The 17875-nt window shown below is 32.9% G+C and carries 18 protein-coding genes; 3 read left to right on the top strand and 15 right to left on the bottom strand.

The window, feature by feature from the left end:
• Window positions 1-63: 63 nt before the first annotated feature.
• The 6 genes from ERL59_RS05650 to ERL59_RS05625 all read right to left on the bottom strand — a co-directional run bounded on the left by ERL59_RS05650 (window position 64) and on the right by ERL59_RS05625 (window position 5618).
• A complete protein-coding gene (locus ERL59_RS05650; RefSeq protein ID WP_160645215.1) occupies window positions 64-1518 on the bottom strand; it encodes a SulP family inorganic anion transporter in 1455 nt (484 codons plus the stop codon).
• A 393-nt stretch (window positions 1519-1911) separates the two neighbouring features.
• Window positions 1912-2610 carry a 7-cyano-7-deazaguanine synthase QueC gene (queC, locus tag ERL59_RS05645; protein WP_160645214.1) on the bottom strand — a complete coding sequence of 233 codons (699 nt, stop codon included), beginning with the start codon at window positions 2608-2610 and terminating at the stop codon, window positions 1912-1914.
• A gap of 42 nt (window positions 2611-2652) precedes the next feature.
• Window positions 2653-3339, bottom strand: coding sequence for a 7-carboxy-7-deazaguanine synthase QueE (locus tag ERL59_RS05640; RefSeq protein WP_160645213.1), 687 nt, complete (start codon window positions 3337-3339; stop codon window positions 2653-2655).
• On the bottom strand, window positions 3336-3803 hold the full coding sequence (queD, locus tag ERL59_RS05635) for a 6-carboxytetrahydropterin synthase QueD (RefSeq protein ID WP_160645212.1): 468 nt from the start codon (window positions 3801-3803) through the stop codon (window positions 3336-3338). The genes ERL59_RS05640 and queD overlap by 4 nt, the downstream gene beginning before the upstream one ends.
• Before the next feature lie 119 nt (window positions 3804-3922).
• Window positions 3923-4429, bottom strand: a complete 507-nt coding sequence (locus ERL59_RS05630) for a hypothetical protein (protein WP_160645211.1) — start codon at window positions 4427-4429, stop codon at window positions 3923-3925.
• Window positions 4430-4598: 169 nt separating this feature from the next.
• Window positions 4599-5618 carry a hypothetical protein gene (locus ERL59_RS05625; RefSeq protein WP_160645210.1) on the bottom strand — a complete coding sequence of 340 codons (1020 nt, stop codon included), beginning with the start codon at window positions 5616-5618 and terminating at the stop codon, window positions 4599-4601.
• 185 nt (window positions 5619-5803) lie between these two features.
• Here ERL59_RS05625 and ERL59_RS05620 point away from each other — a divergent pair, with 185 nt between their 5' ends.
• Window positions 5804-6304 (top strand): thioredoxin family protein, encoded by a 501-nt coding sequence (locus ERL59_RS05620; protein WP_160645209.1) that lies wholly within the window; start codon window positions 5804-5806, stop codon window positions 6302-6304.
• Between the two features lie 89 nt (window positions 6305-6393).
• Here the strand turns inward: ERL59_RS05620 and ERL59_RS05615 are convergent, their stop codons facing one another.
• From ERL59_RS05615 to queF, 6 genes are all read right to left on the bottom strand, one after another.
• The gene (locus tag ERL59_RS05615) at window positions 6394-6825 is read right to left on the bottom strand and encodes a DUF309 domain-containing protein (protein WP_235929800.1); all 432 of its coding nucleotides are present in this window, start codon (window positions 6823-6825) and stop codon (window positions 6394-6396) included.
• Window position 6826: 1 nt separating this feature from the next.
• Entirely contained in the window at window positions 6827-7627 is an 801-nt protein-coding gene (locus ERL59_RS05610) for a GTP pyrophosphokinase (protein WP_160645208.1), read from the bottom strand.
• A 50-nt stretch (window positions 7628-7677) separates the two neighbouring features.
• On the bottom strand, window positions 7678-8775 hold the full coding sequence (locus ERL59_RS05605) for a quinone-dependent dihydroorotate dehydrogenase (protein WP_160645207.1): 1098 nt from the start codon (window positions 8773-8775) through the stop codon (window positions 7678-7680).
• A gap of 209 nt (window positions 8776-8984) precedes the next feature.
• Window positions 8985-9221 (bottom strand): ferredoxin, encoded by a 237-nt coding sequence (locus ERL59_RS05600; RefSeq protein ID WP_160645206.1) that lies wholly within the window; start codon window positions 9219-9221, stop codon window positions 8985-8987.
• Window positions 9222-9402: 181 nt separating this feature from the next.
• Window positions 9403-10701, bottom strand: coding sequence for a DNA polymerase IV (locus ERL59_RS05595; RefSeq protein WP_160645205.1), 1299 nt, complete (start codon window positions 10699-10701; stop codon window positions 9403-9405).
• Window positions 10685-11044, bottom strand: coding sequence for a preQ(1) synthase (queF, locus tag ERL59_RS05590; RefSeq protein ID WP_160645204.1), 360 nt, complete (start codon window positions 11042-11044; stop codon window positions 10685-10687). Before queF ends, ERL59_RS05595 begins: the two co-directional genes overlap by 17 nt.
• A 206-nt stretch (window positions 11045-11250) precedes the next feature.
• Here queF and cimA point away from each other — a divergent pair, with 206 nt between their 5' ends.
• Both cimA and ERL59_RS05580 read left to right on the top strand, forming a co-directional pair.
• Entirely contained in the window at window positions 11251-12867 is a 1617-nt protein-coding gene (gene cimA, locus ERL59_RS05585; RefSeq protein ID WP_160645203.1) for a citramalate synthase, read from the top strand.
• Window positions 12868-13099: 232 nt separating this feature from the next.
• Window positions 13100-14398, top strand: a complete 1299-nt coding sequence (locus ERL59_RS05580; protein ID WP_160645202.1) for an MFS transporter — start codon at window positions 13100-13102, stop codon at window positions 14396-14398.
• 10 nt (window positions 14399-14408) lie between these two features.
• On the opposite strand, the gene ERL59_RS05575 is transcribed toward ERL59_RS05580, so the two are convergent.
• The 3 genes from ERL59_RS05575 to ERL59_RS05565 form a co-directional block, all read right to left on the bottom strand.
• The gene (locus ERL59_RS05575) at window positions 14409-15143 is read right to left on the bottom strand and encodes an exonuclease domain-containing protein (RefSeq protein ID WP_160645201.1); all 735 of its coding nucleotides are present in this window, start codon (window positions 15141-15143) and stop codon (window positions 14409-14411) included.
• A 14-nt stretch (window positions 15144-15157) separates the two neighbouring features.
• Window positions 15158-16228, bottom strand: a complete 1071-nt coding sequence (locus ERL59_RS05570; RefSeq protein ID WP_160645200.1) for a DUF294 nucleotidyltransferase-like domain-containing protein — start codon at window positions 16226-16228, stop codon at window positions 15158-15160.
• Between the two features lie 126 nt (window positions 16229-16354).
• Entirely contained in the window at window positions 16355-17626 is a 1272-nt protein-coding gene (locus ERL59_RS05565) for an ammonium transporter (RefSeq protein WP_160645199.1), read from the bottom strand.
• Window positions 17627-17875: the final 249 nt, after the last annotated feature.

Raw genomic sequence — 17875 nt, 5'->3', positions numbered from 1 at the left:
CCGTAAGGGGAGCATATCAAGAAGGAGAGGTTGTTTTTTGTTTGTAAATAGTTCTATATCATATTAATGTCCGGAGGATGAGCTTAAACCTACCTGTTCAATGATGGCCTTACTCTCTTCATTTAATCCTTCAATGGACACTTTTTTATCTAATTGCTGATACTTCATAATTATTTTTGATATGGCGGTTACTGCTGAATGATCCCATACATGGGACTGACTGAAGTCAATTACAATATGATCTGGATCACTGTTTACATCAAATAAATCTACAAAATGAGTCATTGTTCCGAAAAACAATTGTCCTGAAACTGTATAAGTTTTGATATTATTTTCTATTGCTACCTTCGTTTTAATCTGACTCATACGCCAGCCAAAATTCAATGCACTTAAGATAACTCCTGCAATGACTCCTTTAGCCAAATCATGTGTTGCAACTACGATTGCAACCGTTACAACCATTACAACTGCATCACTACGTGGTATTTTATTTAATTCTCTAAGAGATTGCCAATCAAATGTACCGATGGAAACCATAATCATAACTCCCACTAACGCTGCCATTGGTATCATAGCTACAACGTCACCTAATACTAAGATAAGGAAGAGTAGAAATACACCAGCAACTAAAGCAGACAATCTGCCTTTTCCACCTGATTTAACATTAATTACGGATTGACCAATCATCGCACAACCTGCCATACCACCAAAAAATCCAGTGATAAAGTTAGCAATGCCTTGACCTCTAATTTCTTTATTTTTATCACTTTTTGTTTCGGTCATTTCATCAACAATGGTTGCTGTTAATAATGATTCCAAAATTCCTACAAGTGCTAATGTGAAGGAATAAGGAAGAATAATCATTAACGTTTCTATGTTAAAAGGAATTTGTGGAACTAAAAAAATAGGTAGTTCAGAAGTAATTTTACCCATGTCTCCAACTGATCTCATCTCTAGTCCACTAAATATCACAGCAATAGACATCACAATAATTGCCACTAATGCTGATGGTATAGCTTTAGTAAATCTAGGTAAAATATAGATGATCGCTAACGTACCTGCAACAATAGCATACATTTGCCATGATTCCCCAACAAAATGAGGAAGCTGAGCCATGAATATTAATATCGCTAAAGCATTCACAAAACCAATGACGACGGATTGTGGTATAAAAGTAATAAATCGACCTAATTTAAATATGCCCATTAAAAATTGTATAATACCAGTTAATATGGTTGCTGCCAATAAGTATTGCAATCCATGTTCTGCTACTAATGTAACCATTAATAATGCCATTGCACCTGTAGCTGCTGAAATCATTCCTGGTCTGCCACCTACGAATGCAATGACGACTGCAATACAAAACGATGCATATAATCCAACCATGGGATCTACACCAGCAATAATAGAAAATGCTATCGCTTCAGGTATTAATGCTAAGGCAACAGTCATTCCTGATAAAACGTCGCCTCTAACATTCGAGAACCAGGAATCTTTCCACGTTTGTTGTAAATTCAATATTTGCCCTCTTTTCTGTTATATTTGTTAGTTTTTGACTTTCGCCTAACGAATGTCACCCGATTTTCACAAATACAAATTATACACACATTTTTACTAATGATCTATTCTATCAATCTACCATGTAAGCGATTTATTATATGTTTTTGTTTAAATACCTTTCATATTCTCTCGTTTACTAACTAGTTTAAAATCTTTAGCAAAAAGAAAATATATGGAAGTATTTGTTTAACCTATCTAAATATTGCTTATATGACTTGGATTAAAAGTGGTAAACCTACCGATTCAAGAAAACTCTAGTGTTAAAATAAAAAAGGACCTTCTAATCACTAATAGTTAGTGAGTTAGGAGGTCCTTTTGTTGGGACAATATGTAGCCTGATATTAGGGTGGGCTAAGAAGAATAAGGAATAGGATCTTTTGAACCTGCTTCTTCAAAACCTTTTAATCTTAAACGACAACTATCACATGTACCACAGGCTTCTTCTTCTCCATTGTAACAAGAAGTAGTTAGATGATAAGGTACATTTATTTTTAAACCTTCTTTTATGATTTCAGCTTTACTCCAAGAAATAAGCGGAGTTTCTATTTTCACTTTTTGACCTTCTACTCCTACTTTTGTAGCTAAAGAAATGACTTCTTCCATCTTGCCAATGAACTCTGGTCTACAATCTGGGTATCCACTATAGTCAAGGGCATTTACACCAATAAATATTGCATCTGCTTCTAACACTTCAGCATAGGATGTAGCAATAGATAAAAACAATAAATTACGCCCAGGAACATAAGTGATTGGAATGTCAGAATCCTCATCAGTTGATCCATCTGATTTTACTACATCTGGTACTTCCAGATTTTCATCTGTTAATGCACTACCACCAAAATCTTTTAAAAAGGATAAAGAGATCACTTTTTGTTTATCTTTGACTCCATAATAATCTGCAACTTGTTTTGATTTTTCAATTTCAATGTTATGTCTTTGTCCGTAATCAAACGTGATTGGATATAAATCGTACCCTTGGTCTTTTGCAATTCCCATACAGGTTGTACTATCTAACCCTCCACTTAAAATAATAACTGCTTTTTTATTCATTGTTACACCTCATTGTTTTTAAATTGTAAATAAGTATGAATCCTACACACCTCTCATTGCAGGGTCCCAGATGATTTTATGCAATTGTAAATTCAACTTAATATGTGAACATTTATGTTTCAACATCATTTCTACCAATTTTTGAGGCGGCATCGTTTCCCAAACTGGACTAAATAAAGGTAATGCTTTTGTTTTGTGGGTATCCAATAATAGCTTAGCTATGAAAAAGTCTTGCTCACTGCCTATAACGAATTTTAATTCATCTTGTTTTCGCAATAACTTAAGGTTATTTGCATTCATTTTCTCCATTTCACCGGAATCTGGCAATTTATAATCCATGACATATCTAACTTTTGAAGATTTTATTTGACTAATAAATGGTTTTAGATCTATGGCTCCGTTGGTTTCAATATGAATATCTTTAATTTGTTCTAGTTTAACTAATTCTTCTATTAATTTTAAAGAATGATCTCCATATAATAAGGGCTCCCCGCCTGTCAGGCAAATATGATGTGAAGAGTACGAGCGAACATCATTCACAATCTCTTCAATACTCATTACTTTTTCAGCCTTTTCTGGTGGATAACTATAAGGAGTGTCACACCAAGTACATCTTAAATTACAACCAAAAAGACGGACAAATATGGTAGGAAAACCTGCTCCAGTCCCCTCACCTTCGACCGTCTCAAAAATTTCAACCATAGGAAGTTTGATTTCGTTCATGTTCATTCCTCCATTAATGCTCTTGTTACAGAAGCATAACTAGTTGGCGTTTCCCAAAGACGAATTTCTTCTAAGATCACTTTTGGTGCCCATCCTTCATGAATCAGAGCTTCTTTTATTTGTTCATATATCCAAACGACCATATTTTCAGCCGTCGTATTCATAGGTGGCAAAACATCATTTAAATATTTATGATCTAATGGATCTATTACTTTTTCTTTTGTTATTTTTTTAATATCTGCAAAATCTATGACAATACCTCTTTCGTCAGTTTCACCTAACATGATGACCTGCAATCGATATGTATGCCCATGAAGACTTTGACATTTTCCCTCATAACAATGTAAATGATGCGCACTATCAAAAGTAAATTCTTTAGAGACCAATACTTTTTTAGTATGATATCTTAACTGTTCTTTTTGTATATCTGTACCCAAAAGCTGTACTTTTTTTGGTATTTCATAACTCATGACTTTCATCCCTTATCTTAAAAAATTCAAACATATTATATCATAACATGCTTTTGACAGCCTGTAACATTTTTTATGTTAAGAAAACTTGAATTCAATAAGTCGCTTACAAATTATCATTATTTACTCTTATTTCTCTTTATTCTAGATCGATCCATTATTAAAAGAATGAGATAAACAACAATAAAAATAACGGATATATAAATGGATTGTTCAAAAGCACTATTATACAATTCAGTTGACCAGGAATCATCTCCAATAAACCCATAGGCTAATTTATTAGACATACCCATACCGTCATAATAGCCAGGAATTAAGCTTTTTGAATAATTATCCCATAATGCAACATTTACAATGATTGAGAATATTAATAAAGGCAACATAGACGAAGCATACTTTCTAGGTTTATTACCTTCATGTAAAGATAATTTACCCAAAAATGTGATAATCCCAACAATACCAAAAATGCAATACATTAAGTTGGTTACTATCTCAATATCAGAAAAATAATATACTAGCAGAATTGGTATTAAAAATATAACATAAACTAGATAAATATCTTTATCATATAAAAAGCTAGTGCCCAGCGATAATATGATCATTGTAACAACAAGTATTTCAAACATAAAAAAGGATTCTCCTCAAATATAAGAAAATGTTGGTTTTTTTTAGAATATCATAAGGAATTTAACATGAATACCGGTAAAAATTTCTGTGGCAAATAAAGAAAACTCGCCAATCGGCGAGTTTAATGATGGTATTAACATAAGTGAAGCTAATGATGTTAGTTTTTAATTAATGAATCTGATCATTTTCTAACATAATCTCATCAATGGGTTTATTTTGATACATCATTGTAAGGTTGAAGCTATTGTAGTCACATACTTTATCAATTTCCTTCATCAATGCTGTTGCGATTTGCTCCCTTTCTTCTTCAATTCCTGGATCGGTTACATCAATAGAACCCACAACTTCTAATTCACTGATATCAATAGTCGCTCTTCCAAATGGAAGTTCACCTTGATTCAGTGACCTATAGATATCATAAGTTAATATTTCATTATCATCTCTTGTAAGTACAATATTAAAGTCATCATCCGTATAATCTGAAGTCATTGTATATTCTGTATCTTCAAGTAATTCCTCATGTGTAAGTTCAAGGGTTTCTAGCAGTTGACCTTGATAAGTCATATCAATCATAAAAGTATCCATTTCCTCGTCATCAAAATCGGAGATAATCAATTCTGTAACATCATTTAACTCATGTTCTGTTGGTTCTTTAAGCCAACTCACTTCCCCAACTACATCTGTTCCAAATATACTCATAAACGCTTCTGCAATCCAATTTTCATCCTCATTGTAAACATGATATTCTACCGCATTTTTCCTTTCACCTACGATAAGTAGTTCATACCCTTGAGTACTTTCAGCTTCTTCTTCATCTGAAAAATCAATCATATCTTGCTCAGTATCATTGTCGGAAAAATATTCATCAACTTCAATGATCTCTTCTATTTCTCCTACATTTCCTTCTGTTGCAATGACATGATCGTAATTACTGTAACTTACAATGACATCACACTCATTCACATGCAACGCATCAATCAAAGACTGAATATAAGTTTTTACAAAACTTGTTACTCTATCTTTTTTAAATCGATCTAATGATTGTTCCTCAAGTTGAACAGCACCCGCAATTCTTTCCCCTTCACGATACACAATTGAACATGTTCCTACATATTTATTATGCAGTAAAATATCACTTACTTCTCCATTAGATGTTCTCATGTCAGGTCTAATCATCACATCGACCAAATTAATCGCCTCCACATCAATTGTAAAACATAACAATCATAGATTATCCATTTTATTCATGAACTATCCAATATAATAACCATTATTTATATAACTGTACTTTAAATGACAAAATTATGGATAACATTCACTCTGTCCAGGATTTATATTATAATAAAATCAAGAAACTAGAATAGGGGTGTTTTATGAAGAAGCTAATTATATATTCTTCTATTGTTATTGTGTTAATTGCATCATTATATTTCGTAAATCAACTTTCTGAAAATCAAGCTTATGCAAAGTATGAAAAAGATGCTGAAAGATTGTATCAAACTTCACCTAAAGATTTAAAACCAGAAACTAGAAAACAATTAGATGATGAAAATTATCAGAATATTATTCTTCCTGATCAATTTCAAGAAATGAAAGAAAATGGGGAAAGTTTCTATGTCTACTTCTTTTCTCCTACATGTCCAGTTTGTGAGTATACTACTCCAGTTCTGAATCCAATTGTAGAAGAAGTTGGGGTAGAATTATATCAATATAACGTGTGGGAATTTGAACAAGGATGGGAATTCATCGATGTGACTCCAACTATTATTTACTATGAAGATGGTGAATACAAAGGAAAAGTTGAAGGCGGTTTTAAAACAACTAGTGATGCAAAAGCTGCTGAATATAGACAATTTTTTTCAACCAACAATTAAACTATAATATAAAAATAGAAAATTCGATATTGGCATAATAAAAAAACCGCTATGCGGTTTTTTTTCATTAATAAACTTATTAGATTGTATTACTCCATTTCATCATGTTTTGTTGGAGGTTTTTTTATTAAATATTCAACTTCTTGTTGTAAATTTGGATCTGTAATGATAATATCCAAATCATAAAACTCGAATGGATCATTTTCATATTGTTTCAATTTATTTAGATAAACTTTACTATCTTCAATTAACTTCATTAAATTGATTCCAAGTTGATCCGCTAAACTTTGATTAATCTCTAATTTCTCTAATGCAAGACTAAAAAGTTTAATTCCTCCGGTAATATTATTGTTGTTAAAATGGTGTAACGCAACAGCAACCTGTAAAAGCCCCTGGTAAATAGGAGCCCTGCCTTCATTTAACCACAATTCTTCCAACACTTCATGACATTCAAAATAATCACGATCTATATTAAAATAGTACAAATACTCAACATATAAAGAATTATAAACATTATTCAAGTTATGGTTGATCTCCTTTCGCTAAGGAAAGTGCCTGTTGAATTTCTTCAGAAAGCTGCCACATGCTTAGATAATCCTCTTCTTCCCAAATTTCATTGAATCTCAACTGAAAAGCAGCCGCTTCTTTCACTCTCCTATAAAAGAACAATACTTGTATATCACTTAACACCTTATAAACAAGGTCTGATTTTGTTGCAAAATCCTTTTGTGCATCCACTATTTCTTCTCTTATACTTGACATCTCTTCATCAAGTTTAAAGGCAGCTTCAGCCGCTTTTTCCAACCTTGTTACTACTTCTTTTGGTAGTTTTTCTTTATATTTATAATTTAATGAATGTTCAATTGTAGCCCAAAAATTCATAGCTAACGTACGAATTTGAATCTCAGCCAACACTTTTTTTACACCTAATGCAGTTTGCACTGGATATTCCACGATCACATGATAACTACGATATCCACTAGGTTTGTTATTATTTACATAATCTTTTTCATAAACTACGTCCATATCTTGTCTTTCATGTATCAATTCTACAACTCGTTCAATATCTTCTACAAATTGACACATGACCCGAATTCCAGCAATATCCTCAATTCCTGTTTCCAGGTGATCCATGGATACGTTTAGTTTTCTTGCTTTTTCTAAAATACTAGAAACTTTTTTTACTCTACCTGTAACAAATTCGATAGGTGAAAAGTCTTCTAATTGCTTTAATTCTGTACGTAAGGACTTAAATTTAACCTTCAATTCATCTACAGATTGTTCATAAGGGTATAAAAACTTCCTCCAATCTCTTCCATCCATATAATACCTCCATTTATCCCGTATTAACAGTCTGAAGCATGATTTTTAATTTACTTGTGTTCAGCACCTACCGCTTCAGATATATTTGTAAAACCATCATTTTTCAATAAATTAAGTAGACCAGCATTAATTTCACGTACTACTGAAGGACCTTTATAAATTAATGACGTATAGATTTCAACCAAACTCGCACCAGCTCGTATTTTCTCATATGCATCCTCAGCTGTAAAAATGCCTCCTGATCCAATAATCGGAATTTTCCCTTCAGCTATTTTATAAATTTTACGAATGATTTCAGTAGAAGGGTCAAATAATGTTTTTCCACTTAATCCCCCAGTTTCTTGAGCATGAGAATGTGAAAGTCCATCACGAGATAATGTAGTGTTTGTTGCAATGACACCAGAAATTTGATGTTTTAAAATACTTTGTATGGTTGTTTCTAATTCTTCATCACTTAAATCTGGAGCAATCTTTACTAATACTGGTTTTCCTTCTTTTCCAGATTTTTGTTGTTGAATGCTTATTTCATCCGTGACTGCATCAAGCAATTGATTTAATTCTTCCCCATGCTGTAATTGTCTTAGGTTTGGTGTATTCGGTGAACTTATATTCACAACAAAAAAATCTCCATAGGAATACAAGCGTTGAATACATATTCGATAATCTTTTACTGCCTCTTCATTGGGAGTCATTTTATTTTTTCCAATATTAACTGCTATCGGTACTTTTTTAGTATACACTTTTTGTAAATGTTCTGCCATTGAATCGACACCTAGATTATTAAATCCCATACGGTTTATAAGTGCTTCATCAGGAGGCAATCTGAATAATCTTGGCTGCTCATTACCAGGTTGTCCTTTAGGTGTAACTGTTCCAACTTCCATAAAACCAAATCCTATGGAAGAAAATCCTTGTACAGCTACAGCATTTTTATCTAATCCTGCAGCTAGTCCTACTGGATTATAAAAATTTATATTCCATATCCTTTGAGATAATTCCTTTTTTTTAGGTACTCCATATAATCCATTTAATAATGATAACGCTCCGGGAATTTTATTTGCCAAACTCATCCCATTCATAGTGATGTGATGTGCTTTTTCAGGGTCCATTTGGAAAAATACAGGTTTGACTATTTTTTTATATAACATAATTTCCTCCATTTTTTATTTTAAATATTGATCCGTTCATTCATTTTTCATCATTCTATTTCTTTCTACTATAGATTGGAGTTGTTCAATTTGTAAATACTTAGGTTAGCTTTCCTTACATTATATATGAATGTTCAAAGTAATTTTGTGATATTTTTCACAATATATATACAATAAAAAACCCCTTCATGTGAAGAGGTCCTTAGTCGTTAATTATTAAACGGATCGTCAGCAATTTGAATGGAATCTGTTGGACAACCATCTGCTGCATCTTGCATATCATCATGAAGATCTTCTGGAATTTCTTTTACACCTTTATTGTTGTCGTCTTCATAGATTACTTCTGCTAATCCTTCATCATCATAATCATAAATATCAGGTGCAGTAGCACCGCAAGCTCCACAAGCTATACAAGTTTCTTTATCGACATAAGTAAACTTTGCCATGATTTCATCTCCCTTTATATAAAAAGTCCAAGATATTACTTTCCATAACAAATATAATATAATTTAATGGAAAGTTCAATTGCTTTGCAGTAATTTATTGTGCCCTTTTTATAACATTTCATAATTAGGGTCATAAAGAAAGTTTGATATCTTGGAATTTCTAAATATATTTTGTATAAATTTAATCTTCGTTATCCTCTTTGTTGGAAGTTTCTAGAAAGTCAGTTTGCAAAGAAGTCCCTCGATGTTTATGATCTCGAATTAATGCAGATGGATCTTCACTTAACATCCCTGCAGTGAGTAAGGAATTCTCTCCATATTTGTTTCGGATTTGATCCATTGTTTTTAATAAATTTTCCTTTTTCGGTGCAGTATGATAATCAAATAAATCTAATTGTTGAGGAGATTCATGCTTTAATGATAGGTTTTGTAAAGTAATACCTAGCAATCGTACAGGTTCGTTCTGTTTCCAATTGTTTTGAAACAGTCTGCATGCTTCATGATATACCACTTCTGTTTGATCAGTAGATTGTGGAATTGTGCTGGAACGGGTAATTGTTTTCATATTAGGGTCACGGATTGTAATTTGAATTGTGTTTGAAATGAGCCTCTTTTTTCTAAGACGTCTTGTTACTTGATCTGCTAGATTTAAAAACACTCTTTTAATATCTCCTTCTTGAGTATAATCAAATGGAAGTGTAGTTGTATGTCCAACAGATTTATTTTGCTCACGTTCTGGGTTCACCAGTGAATAATCTAAGCCATTTGCAGCCTTAATTAACATGATTCCTTGGCTTCCAAATCGGTTACATAACTTCTCTTCGTCAGCCCCAGCTAATTGACCAATTGTATAAATATTTAACTTCTCTAATTTTTTTGCAGTTTTTTCACCAATTCCATATAAGTCAGAACACGGTTTAGGCCATAAAATTTGCGGTACATCCCGTAATCTTAAAATATTTATTCCGTTTGGCTTTTTCATATCTGATGCCATTTTAGCTAATAACTTATTAGGAGCAATTCCAATAGAACAAGGTAGTGCTAATTCTGATTGAATTCTTTTTTGCAGCGTTTTTGCAATCTCTATCGGAGATCCAAACTGTTTAGATCCAGTGATGTCTAAAAAGCACTCGTCTATGGACATGACTTGTACTAACGGTGTATAATTTCTAGCCATATCCATAAAACGAAGTGAGTAGGTTCTATACAAGTTAAAGTTAGGGCGAATCAATATGAGTTCAGGGCAAATCTGTAAAGCTTCCCTAACATTCATCCCCGTTCTTATCCCTCGATTTCGCGCAGGATAAGAAGATGTAACGATAATTCCTTTTCGCAGTTCAATACTCCCTGAAACGGCAATCGGTTTCCCTTTGTACTTTTCAGGTTCCTCAGCTTCATGTACTGAACAATAAAAAGCATTCATATCCACATGAAGAATAACTCTTCCTTGTTTAGGGTAATCATTATTTACCTTCTTCATATTCCGCTTTTACGGTTGTATAAAGGCCTCCGCGTACACCAAACTCTCCAAAAACTTCAAGTTTACGTGGTTGAATCATTTTTACGAAATCTTTTAACATTGTATTGGTTACATCTTCATGAAAATGACCTTCATCACGAAAGCTCCAAATATATAGTTTTAATGATTTTAATTCTACAATATATGGACCAGGCACATATTTAAACGTAATTGTAGCAAAATCAGGTTGGCCAGTTACAGGACACAAAGCTGTAAATTCAGGACATTTAATTTCAACTACATACTCACGATCAGGATGTGGATTAGCCACAGGTTCTAGCGTTCTTGATGGTTTTGTTGACATATTTATTATCCTCCACTATTTTAATAAAATTAATAATACTGATATATTAACATTACAATTTTACATAAACCAACCTAAAAAGTGAAGAGTAACCTTTAGAATTGTTAATTTATTAACATTTGGGTGGAATTTATGGAGAAAACCTACAAAAAAAGTGTTATAATTATGCAAATATTAAATTATGAACGTTACTAAGGAGGACTCCGATGACAAACGTTGTTAAACTTTTTGATACTACACTTCGCGATGGTACTCAAGGAGAAGGAATTAGCTTATCAGTTGAGGATAAAATTAAAATTGCTGGGAAATTAGACACGTTAGGTGTTCAATATATAGAAGGTGGTTGGCCTGGCAGCAATCATAAGGATATTGAATTTTTTAACAGAGTGAAAGAACTTGACCTAAAAAATGCAAAAGTAACAGCCTTTGGCAGCACACGTCGTAAAGGCATTAAAGCTGAAGAGGATATGAATTTAATGCGAATTCTAGAAACAAAAGTTTCAGTAGCCACCATCTTCGGAAAATCATGGGACTTTCATGTTCATAAAGCCATTCAAACGAGTTTAGAAGAAAATTTGGAAATGATTTATGATTCAGTAAAGTATTTGAAAAATAAAGGGTTAGAAGTTATTTATGATGCTGAGCATTTCTTTGATGGATATAAAAATAACACTGAATATGCAATAGCAACAATTCAAAAAGCAGAAGAAGCAGGGGCAGATTGGATCGTGTTATGTGATACAAATGGAGGTTCACTCCCTCACGAAATATCTAATATTGTAAGTAAAGTATGCGGTACTTTATCTACTCCTATCGGTATCCATACCCATAACGATTGTGAGTTGGCTGTAGCAAACTCTTTAGCTGCTGTAGAAGCTGGTGCTCGCCAGGTTCAAGGAACCATGAACGGACTAGGAGAACGTTGTGGCAATGCAAATCTAATCTCTATCATTCCTAATTTGCAATTAAAATTAAAGTATGAATGCATTACAGAGGAGCAATTAGCCCAATTAACAAATGTATCACGTTATATCAGTGAAATTGCCAATATAAACATGCCTGTGAATCAACCCTATGTCGGTGCGGCAGCATTTGCTCATAAAGGGGGAATTCATGTATCTGCAATTATGAAACACCCTAAAACATACGAACATATCGTTCCAGAACTTGTAGGAAATAAACAAAGAGTTTTAGTTTCAGAGTTAGCAGGTCAAAGTAACGTACTATTCAAAGCTCAAGAGTTGGATTTAGATTTTAATAAAGAATCTGCACAAACAAAACAAATTATTGAAGAAATTAAAACGTTGGAGCATCAAGGATACCAATTCGAAGGAGCAGATGCATCTTTAGAGCTACTATTAAGAAAAGCATTTGATAAATTAGATGAGATATTTACATTAGAATCTTTTAAAATTCTAGTAGCTAAAACGAAAGAATCACCTGTAGCATCTGAGGCGATTGTAAAACTAAACGTACACGGTGAAATCGTTTATATGGCAGCTGAGGGTGCTGGGCCAGTAAATGCATTGGATAATGCTATACGAAAAGCACTTGAAAAGTTTTATCCAGATATTAAGAAGATGCATTTATCTGACTACAAAGTACGTGTTATTGATGAAAAAGATGCCACTGCTGCAAAAGTAAGAGTACTTATAGAATCTTCTGATTTTAAAAATACTTGGAGTACAGTCGGTGTATCTGAAAATATCATTGAAGCCAGTTGGCAAGCATTGGTTGATAGTATCCGTTACGGACTCATTGGAAAAACAAAGTCTAACTTAGAAGAAGAAAAACAAGAGATATTAGGATTAATCAACCACTAACAAGTCATAAAAATTAAAGTGTAAAATCCGAAAATAGTTCGTTATCCTAATTTCGGATTTTTTTAATATGAAATAATTTTACTTTGAAATCATATTCAGCAAAATTTCAGATAAATCATGATTTACATCCATTTGAGGTGGTATTAAATTATAAGACGTATGATGATTGCTCATGCGGGAACATTAACAAAAGTATTGTTATTTTTTATGATTTAATACGAGGAGCTTTCAAATGTTTAAAGCGAAAAAAAAGAAACTGCAAATTCTTTTCGAAAGTGACATAGATTCATTTCCAGTACACCAGAATAACGTGAAAAAAAACAAAGGTGCTGAGCAAAATAAAGGAAGTTTCTTATTATTCATGTCCTTATCTACTGTACCCATCGTCTTAGTTTTAGGTAATTCTATGATCATTCCTGTACTGCCTGACATGCAACGAGTACTAAAAATAACTCAATTTCAAACGAGTTTAACAATCACTTTATTTTCAGTATCAGCTGGTTTGTTTATTCCTGTAATTGGTTATTTATCTGACCGATTCAATCGAAAGGTAATTATCATTCCTTCTCTAATTGTATATGGATTAGGAGGCATTTTAGCAGGTTTTGGTGCAGTATGGCACTCATATATTTTAATTTTAGTTGCTCGTATTATACAAGGTTTAGGAGCAGCAGGAACAGCTCCCATTGCTATGGCTTTAGTAGGTGACCTTTTTAAAGGAGGAACTGAGAGTAAAGCCTTAGGACTTATTGAAGCTGCAAATGGTACAGGAAAGGTGCTGAGTCCCATAATAGGCTCTTTGTTAGCTTTTATTGTATGGTACGCTGCATTTTTTGCTTTTCCTATTTTTTGTTTACTTTCCTTATTGGCTGTTATTTTTTTCATAAAAGAACCAAAGAAAAAAAAGAAGAAACCTAAATTCAAACCGTACCTTGGAAGTATTTTTTCCATACTAAAGAAAAAAGGTCACTGGTTAATTCCATCTTTTTTTGTAGGCTCTTTAGCATTATTCATTTTATTTGGGGTATTGTTTTATTTATCTGATATTTTGGAGAATAAACCGTACTCTATAGATGGTGTTTTGAAGGGATTTATTTTAGCGATTCCTTTAACAGGAATGGTGTTCACTTCATATTTCACGGGAAGTAAAATTAAAAAGAACGGTATAATCATTCGATGGTTAATGAATATTGGACTTTTGATTTCCGTAATTTCTCTTACTTTTACAATCTTTTTTTATAAAAATATGTATTTATTTATTGCCTTGATCACTTTGAGCAGTATTGGTACGGGGTTGGTGTTACCCTGTATAAACACATTAATTACAGGATCTGTTTCTAGGAAGCAAAGAGGGATGATCACATCATTATACAATAGTTTAAGATTTTTAGGGGTTGCTTTTGGTCCACCGCTATTTAGTTGGCTAGTAGGTATTTCTGATCAACTTGTTTTTATTACTGTAACCAGCTTATCTGCAATTGCTCTCTTACTAGTGTTTTTCTTAATTCGTCCAAATAAAAAAGTCAGTTAATCAGTACCTTCTATTTACCAAGGTAAGCATATAGATCTCCTAATGTAAAAATGTTTTTTTTCATAATCTTTTGTAGAAATTTGATCCATAGTTGAGCTGTCATCAATGAATCTTGTAATGCATGATGCCTTTCAGTGATTGGAATATCATACATATTCAATAAGGTGTCCAAATCATAAGTTTTAACTTCAGGATGAAGCCACTTCCCTATAATCACGGTATCCAAAACACGATGAGACAGTCTTATTCTTGAAGTTTTCCAAAGTGCAGAATTCAAAAATTGTTTATCATGACCTGTGCCATGAGCTAAAAGCACTCTTTTATTAGCAAAACCTAAAAATTGATGCAGCGCATCAATCAACTGTGCGCCTTTTAAAGCCATTTCATTTGTAATCCCAGTTAATTTCACGATATGATCCGGAATGCTTCTATTAGGGTTTGTAACTGTGTAGAATGTTTTTTTAGTTCGTATTTCTGTTCCCTCTACTAAAACCGCACCTATTGAGATAATCTCATCACCTTGATTCGGGGAAAAACCTGTCGTTTCCAAATCAAAAACAACAACTTCTAATTCATTTAACTGCATTTCTGAAATCGATGTTTTTCGTTGATTTTTCATGACAGAACGAATAAATGCCATTTGCTGTGCATTTTGATTGTTGAACATTGAAGATACAGCAGGAGTAATCCCGCCCTTTTTGTACAAGTTCCACATTCGCCCTAATCCAGGTTTTTGTTGTTTCATCTTTTATCCCCCAGTTAACTTGATGAATCAATTTTCTTTTTAATGTATTTCTGTAGTTTATTACCGATTCTTAAACTGCTTTTTAACTTCTCTCTTTGATCTTTTGTTAACTGTTTTGCTTTTAAAATACCATTGGAAGTATAAAGCCCATTTTCTTCTTTATACAGTGTTTTAAATCTTAACTTGAAGATATGGGTAAAAGCACTTTCATATTCTAAAGCATAACGTTCTGGAACAACGTTTAATTGTTTCAACTTTTGTATACGCTCTAATGTGGAAGTCTCAAATATTTCTGCTTCAATCGATAATAAACGGATACCATTTACCATTGGAATATAAGCTCCATATTTAATATCTAAACCTCCAGCTTTCTCTCCATATTGCTCTTTAATTAAATGACCAAATACACCAAGCAAAATTTTATGATGTAACGTATTATGCATCATTTTATCTAGAATAGTTGAAGTAGAGGTTACTTTTTTTAAATATATATCTTTCATTTTTTTAACTAGTTTACCTTCTCCATATACACTTCTGCTATCTGCTAAAATTAACAAATACCTAACATGTTCCCAATGTGGGTCTTCAAACCAATCATTCATTTTAATAACCCATTCTTCCAAAGATTTATTCCAAAGGGAATTTGTACAAATGACTTTCCCATCACATGGAGGATAGCCTGCTTTTTCTAAACCTTGTTCAATGCAAACTGCTAATTCTTTAAAGTAAGCATCTATTGTTTCTTTTTGATCATGATTAGTATCTTCGTAAATTAATCCATTATCTTGGTCACTCCATAACGTTTGCTCAAACCTACCCCCACTGCCAAATAAAATAAAATCATAAGAAACAGGAGGAGGACCAAATCCTCTGTCTTCCAATTCTATTTCAGACAAAGTAATGGTCCTCTGAATAAACAAATCATGAATTTCGTTGATTAATGTTATTTCTTTTATTTTAATTTCTTCAATGGAGGATAGAAAATTCTGAATCATTTGATTGAATTGATTACGTTCTTCACCTAAATGTTCAAAGCTTACAGCATTAGATATTCTTAAATTCAATTCATCAAATGGTAAGTTCATGTCTTCCATCCCCCTGCTTTGTTACAAATTCCTTATTGAAAATGTGTTCCTACTTTTCTATTCTAACAAATCATATAGTTTCTTTTACAGTTGTTTATTTTATAGTTGTTTATTTTACAATTATTATTAGTTCATAGACTGTTTAACTTGCTCAGGATATCCATAACTTCCATGTTCACTTAAATCTAAACCGATAATTTCTTGTTCTTCTGTAACACGTAATCCCATAACAGCTTTCATAATGGCAAGAATAATGAAAGAAGCAACAAATGCAAATGCACCTGAAGTTGCAACACCCATGATCTGAACGCCCAATTGACTAAATCCTCCACCATAGAATAAACCAGCTTGACCCCAATCCAATGTTTCCACTGCTAATGTTTCTGTAGCAAATAAACCAGTGGAAATTGTTCCCCAAACGCCTGCTGCGCCATGTACAGATAATGCAAATATTGGATCGTCAATTTTTAATTTTTCAAAGAACTTCATACTTCCAAACACTAATAATCCTGCAATGATTCCGATTACGACTGCTGCCCATGGATCAACAAACGCACAAGATGCTGTAATTGCTACTAAACCTGCTAAAGCACCATTTAGCATTGTAGGTACATCTGCTTTTCCTGTGATTGCCCAAGCAATTAATAATGCAGCAATCGCACCTGCACCAGCAGCCAATTGCGTATTTAATGCAACATATCCAAAGAAAGCTTTTCCAACTTCTAAAGTACTCCCAGCATTAAATCCAAACCAACCTACCCATAAAATCAAAACACCTAAAGCAGTAAATACTTGGTTATGTCCATGAATTTCGTTTGCAGAACCATCCTTATTAAATTTACCTATTCTAGGTTTTAAAAGAATAGTTGCCGCTAAAGCTGCCATTGCACCTGTTAAGTGAACAACGGTTGAACCTGCAAAGTCTTGTTTTCCATGGTCAGATAACCAACCGCCTCCCCAAATCCAGTGAGCAACTACTGGGTATACCAATGCAATAAATAATACAGAAAATATTAAGTATGCAGCTAACTTACCTCTTTCTGCAAACCCACCCCATGCAATCGTTAATGCAATTCCTGCAAATGCCAATTGGAACATGAAATCGATTGTAGTAGGATAAGCATCGCCTTCAACTGCTTCTGGACTTGGATTTAAAAAGAAATCTCCCCATCCAATAAATGCATTTCCGTCACCACCATAAATTAATCCATATCCAACTGCCCAAAATACTAACGTTGCGATTCCAAACGTAAAAATAGTTTTACCTGCAACATGTCCAGCATTTTTCATTCTTGTTGAACCAGCTTCTAATAAAATAAATCCACCTTGCATAAAAATGACTAAAATCGTAGCTAACATTAGCCAAATTGAATTTAAACCGATCGTTGTTAAATCCATTCATAATCACTCCTCAATTTTGATGTAAGTTAATTTAACATCTTTTGATAATCTTATTGTCATTATAGAGGTATGAAGTGATTTTGACAATACTTTTTTTAAATTTTTTGTTCTAATTGCGAAAATTAAACTGTATTTTATTGGGTATAGTTCGTGTTTAGAGAAGAAAAACAATATATATAACATAGTATGTTAATTTTAATAGTAAGGGTCAAAAATCAATTTTACCTAACATTATTGAATACATTA

The organism is Chengkuizengella marina (assembly GCF_009910845.1).
GTDB lineage: Bacteria > Bacillota > Bacilli > Paenibacillales > KCTC-33759 > Chengkuizengella > Chengkuizengella marina.
This window is presented reverse-complemented; position numbering and strand designations above follow the sequence as displayed.

Bases quoted from the DNA above. Each gene is read 5' to 3' on its own strand.
- queC (WP_160645214.1), bottom strand. From the start codon at position 2,610: ATGAATAAAAAAGCAGTTATTATTTTAAGTGGAGGGTTAGATAGTACA.
- ERL59_RS05640 (WP_160645213.1), bottom strand. From the start codon at position 3,339: ATGAACATGAACGAAATCAAACTTCCTATGGTTGAAATTTTTGAGACG.
- queD (WP_160645212.1), bottom strand. From the start codon at position 3,803: ATGAGTTATGAAATACCAAAAAAAGTACAGCTTTTGGGTACAGATATA.
- ERL59_RS05630 (WP_160645211.1), bottom strand. From the start codon at position 4,429: ATGTTTGAAATACTTGTTGTTACAATGATCATATTATCGCTGGGCACT.
- ERL59_RS05620 (WP_160645209.1), top strand. From the start codon at position 5,804: ATGAAGAAGCTAATTATATATTCTTCTATTGTTATTGTGTTAATTGCA.
- ERL59_RS05610 (WP_160645208.1), bottom strand. From the start codon at position 7,627: ATGGATGGAAGAGATTGGAGGAAGTTTTTATACCCTTATGAACAATCT.
- ERL59_RS05605 (WP_160645207.1), bottom strand. From the start codon at position 8,775: ATGTTATATAAAAAAATAGTCAAACCTGTATTTTTCCAAATGGACCCT.
- ERL59_RS05600 (WP_160645206.1), bottom strand. From the start codon at position 9,221: ATGGCAAAGTTTACTTATGTCGATAAAGAAACTTGTATAGCTTGTGGA.
- ERL59_RS05595 (WP_160645205.1), bottom strand. From the start codon at position 10,701: ATGAAGAAGGTAAATAATGATTACCCTAAACAAGGAAGAGTTATTCTT.
- queF (WP_160645204.1), bottom strand. From the start codon at position 11,044: ATGTCAACAAAACCATCAAGAACGCTAGAACCTGTGGCTAATCCACAT.
- cimA (WP_160645203.1), top strand. From the start codon at position 11,251: ATGACAAACGTTGTTAAACTTTTTGATACTACACTTCGCGATGGTACT.
- ERL59_RS05580 (WP_160645202.1), top strand. From the start codon at position 13,100: ATGTTTAAAGCGAAAAAAAAGAAACTGCAAATTCTTTTCGAAAGTGAC.
- ERL59_RS05575 (WP_160645201.1), bottom strand. From the start codon at position 15,143: ATGAAACAACAAAAACCTGGATTAGGGCGAATGTGGAACTTGTACAAA.
- ERL59_RS05570 (WP_160645200.1), bottom strand. From the start codon at position 16,228: ATGAACTTACCATTTGATGAATTGAATTTAAGAATATCTAATGCTGTA.
- ERL59_RS05565 (WP_160645199.1), bottom strand. From the start codon at position 17,626: ATGGATTTAACAACGATCGGTTTAAATTCAATTTGGCTAATGTTAGCT.